We start from the raw sequence: 3039 nt of genomic DNA on the forward strand, positions 1-3039 counted from the left end.
TTTTTGGAAAAATAAATACATTAATATGAAGAAGGAGAAATCTTTATGACATTATCAACGAAGGATTTAAGTTACTGGTATGAAAACAATGGCCCATTGTTTGAAAAGGTCAATCTGACTTTTGAAAAGGGCAAAATGTACGCTATTTTAGGCACGAGCGGATCAGGGAAGACGACGTTTCTTTCCTTGATCGCAGGATTGGATACACCGAAAAGCGGGGAGATTCTTTATGATGATGTTTCCTTGAAAAAAATTGGTCTGCGAGAGTATCGCCGCAAGGATGTTTCGATTGTCTTCCAAGCGTATAACTTATTGCCGTATTTATCAGCAGTAGACAACGTAGTCACGGCGATGGAGATCGCAAAAAGTCAGCAGGCCGATAAAAAAGCCTACGCTTTAGCTAATTTGGAAAAGGTCGGCATCGGCAAGGAACTAGCTGAGAAAAAAGTGACCTTATTATCTGGCGGACAGCAACAACGGGTCGCGATAACGCGGGCTTTATGCTGCGAGCATGAATTAATCGTTGCCGATGAACCGACTGGAAATCTTGATGAAGCGACTTCAGGTGAGATCGTCAAGCTTTTTCAAGAGATCGCCCATGAGCAAAAAAAATGTATCATCTTAGTCACCCACGAACAGGAAGTCGCCAAAGCGTGCGATGTGGTATATGAGCTGAAAAACCAAGAGTTCAGTCAAGTATCTTAAGGGGATGCTCGTCCAACTTTGCTAGTTGATGAATGTGCGAGTGAAAATAAATTGGAGAAAGCAGTTCGAAGCGAAACACCAAGTTTTCCCGCAAAAAAATGATCATAAGGAGAATGCAAATGAAGACAACATTAAAAAAGGTGACCTGTTTTCTTGGAATGAGCATTTGTTTAGCTGGCTGCGGAGTAAGCGGCTCAGTATCAAATGACGTGGAGGCGGAAGAACTTTCCGTGACTTTGAATTCGGAGTGGAAAGAGGAGCAGGATGACGAAGAAGCAGAGTACCAAGCGCTTTTAGACAGCGGTGAATACAATGAAGAGAATATTTATGTGAAGCTTGATCCATACGATGCCAGTCCGCTTTCGGCATTGCTGCTTTTCCAAACGGATGAAGCGATGACGGTTGATATTTCCGTGGCAGGTAAAGATGAGGAAAGTACGATCAAAAATAGCTTTAGCGAATACACGACGGCTCACAGTATTCCAGTTTTAGGTTTATACGCAGATACGGAGAATGAAGTTACCGTGACTTTGACCAATGAAACAGGAGAAAGCGTGGAAAAAAAGGTAACGATAAAAACAGGAACGTTGCCTAAGTCCATTGCCAGCATTGATGTCAAAGAAGCCGATACACAAAAAATGGAGATCGGCGACAGCGAGCTGACCTTTGCTGTTCCGAGTACGAGAAGACCGTATGCCTTCGATGCGAATGGGGATGTTCGCTGGTATTCTACGCGCTATAACAGCCATATTTTCCAAGAATTGAACAACGGCAATTTACTATTTCTGACTAAAGAAGCCAACGATGCCAATACCTATAACGTGCTGCTGGAGACGGACTACTTAGGAAAAATCTATAATCGCTATGATTTTTCAAGCTCTAGCGCTTCAAACGATACTGGCACAAGTGAAGGCGAAATGACCGTCATCCATCATGATGGCATCGAGCTGCCAAGCGGCAATTTCCTCTTAACAGTCAATGATGGCAGTAATTACATTGAAGACACGATGATCGAGGTCAGCCGTGAAACAGGCGAAATTGAGAAAACGATTGATTTGAAGGATCTTTTGCCGGAAAGCTTTTACGAGGATTACGATTCGACCAGTCGTGAGGACGGCAAGGTCGATTGGTTCCACCAAAATTCGGTAGATTACGATGAGGCGGATAACAGCATCATTATTTCAGGGAGGCATCAAGATACGGTTATGAAAATTGATTATGCCACGAACGAAATCAAATGGATCATGGGAGACAGCAGCGGCTGGCCTGAGAGTTATCAAAAATATTTCCTAGACGGCGATGTCAAAGCCAGCGGCGGACAGCACGCGGCGATCGTCCTGCCGGATCAGGATGATGATGCAGCAACAACGGATGTACTTTTCTATGATAATAATATCTCTGTCACACGCGGCGATGAAGACACCTCCGAAAAATATTCGGAAGCTCGTCAAGTTCGCATCAACGAAGAAGAGAAGACGATCGAAGAAATTTGGAACTTTGGTGAAGAACTAGGCGAAGATTACTTTACTAGAATCATCGGCAGCGCCCGCTATCTATCAGATACCGGTAATCGCTTAGTCAATTTCGGCTATCGTGATGAAGGCAAAACCAGCTCCATCATGGAGGTCACTGAAGATGGCGAAACAGTCTTTAATGTCGATCTCACCGATTTTCCAACCAGTGCGTGGTCATACCGAGCAGAACGCTTCTCGCTTTATAATGAGAATTGGGAGTATCAGTTGAATTAGGAATAAGTATTTTTATGATGGTTGAAAGAACGATTAAGTGAATTTTTTCCCCATTGCTTTAATTAACATGAAAGCAATGGGGAATTTTTTGTCTTCAGAAGATGAAACACTAGTCTTGAAGTTGTATCTAAATCAGTGACAGATAATTGATAAAGATCAGATGAAATCAGGTGAAGAGTACCATTTTCTTATAACCCGATACTTCTCATACTGGTAGTTGATATTTTATAGTTTTACGGACATATCTCAAAAATAAAGTGCTTCTTTCCATAACTGTTCATTCTAAATTTTTAGGTTTCTTTCCAGAATGACCAAATAACTTGCGTCGTTTTAAAGGTTATGGAATTAACAAAAATAACGTTTGATGTCTAGTTAAGTTTTGTTATTAGTTTATTTTTAACGAGATAATAATTTAATTAGATTTTTCTTTTTAAATTTGATAAATGTAAGCGCTTTAAATTATAGTTTGTATACCAATAAATATTTATATTTTACAAAGGCTTTATTGATGCACATTGTTTTCTTTTTCATTCTTTATCCTGATTTTAAAACGAACGCACTAGTAATAAGGCAAAGGGGGAGAACA

Annotated in this window: 2 protein-coding genes; both read left to right on the plus strand. The window is 40.8% G+C overall.

Annotated features, from left to right (window positions below; genetic code table 11):
* Positions 1 to 45 precede the first annotated feature (45 nt).
* Positions 46 to 705 carry an ABC transporter ATP-binding protein gene (locus A5875_RS22385; RefSeq protein ID WP_088935761.1) on the plus strand — a complete coding sequence of 220 codons (660 nt, stop codon included), beginning with the start codon at positions 46 to 48 and terminating at the stop codon, positions 703 to 705.
* 119 nt (positions 706 to 824) lie between these two features.
* Complete coding sequence (locus A5875_RS22390) at positions 825 to 2453, plus strand: aryl-sulfate sulfotransferase (protein ID WP_088935762.1); 1629 nt, start codon at positions 825 to 827, stop codon at positions 2451 to 2453.
* The last annotated feature ends 586 nt before the right edge of the window (positions 2454 to 3039 follow it).

This window comes from Enterococcus sp. 3H8_DIV0648, assembly GCF_002140655.1.
GTDB classification, from domain to species: Bacteria; Bacillota; Bacilli; order Lactobacillales; family Enterococcaceae; genus Enterococcus_A; species Enterococcus_A hulanensis.

Excerpts from the sequence above, each read along its gene's own strand:
- A5875_RS22385 (WP_088935761.1), top strand. The coding sequence starts at position 46 with ATGACATTATCAACGAAGGATTTAAGTTACTGGTATGAAAACAATGGC.
- A5875_RS22390 (WP_088935762.1), top strand. The coding sequence starts at position 825 with ATGAAGACAACATTAAAAAAGGTGACCTGTTTTCTTGGAATGAGCATT.